The organism is Oleiphilus sp. HI0043 (assembly GCF_001634935.1).
Genome location: NZ_LWEY01001022.1, coordinates 1 through 620, shown reverse-complemented (window position 1 = coordinate 620; position 620 = coordinate 1). Strand labels below are relative to the sequence as shown.

The 620-nt window shown below is 43.7% G+C and carries 3 tRNA genes; all 3 read right to left on the bottom strand.

Annotated elements, in window-relative coordinates:
• Positions 1 to 48 precede the first annotated feature (48 nt).
• The 3 genes from A3729_RS10895 to A3729_RS10885 all read right to left on the bottom strand — a co-directional run bounded on the left by A3729_RS10895 (position 49) and on the right by A3729_RS10885 (position 417).
• Positions 49 to 124: transfer RNA gene (locus A3729_RS10895), tRNA-Val, on the bottom strand.
• A 99-nt stretch (positions 125 to 223) separates the two neighbouring features.
• Positions 224 to 300, bottom strand: a tRNA-Asp gene (locus tag A3729_RS10890).
• 41 nt (positions 301 to 341) lie between these two features.
• Positions 342 to 417 (bottom strand) — tRNA-Val (locus tag A3729_RS10885).
• Positions 418 to 620: the final 203 nt, after the last annotated feature.

Sequence of the window (620 nt, the reverse complement as noted above, 5' to 3'; positions counted from 1 at the left end):
ACTTTAAATCTTACATTCACTACCTTCACACAAGAACAGTGCTAGTAGTGGTGGGTGGTACAGGGATCGAACCTGTGACCCTCGCCTTGTAAGGGCGATGCTCTCCCAGCTGAGCTAACCACCCATTTGGGTAGACCTAATTCTAACATTGTCACGCAGCACCTAAGATGCTCCTTTGTTAGAAACCACCTCTTTCAAGGTAGCAATCGAGTTGAAGTGTAAATGGCGGACCGGACGGGATTCGAACCCGCGACCCCCGGCGTGACAGGCCGGTATTCTAACCAGCTGAACTACCGGTCCGCAACAAACTTTACATTTCAATTTCAAATCTAAAAAAGATTTGGTGGGTGGTACAGGGATCGAACCTGTGACCCTCGCCTTGTAAGGGCGATGCTCTCCCAGCTGAGCTAACCACCCAACTCAATTGAGATGCGTATCTTAATGATTTCTTAGAAGCTGTCAATTAGAAATCAGCTTTTTTTTGCATAAATATGCAATTAATTTTCACAAGTCTCATATCTAGAAAAAACGTGAGGAAAAATCAAACAAACAGTTTAATTTTCAACCGATTAAATTAGATACTCCACCCATTTTTAGCGACTTTGCAACCAGCCCTAATT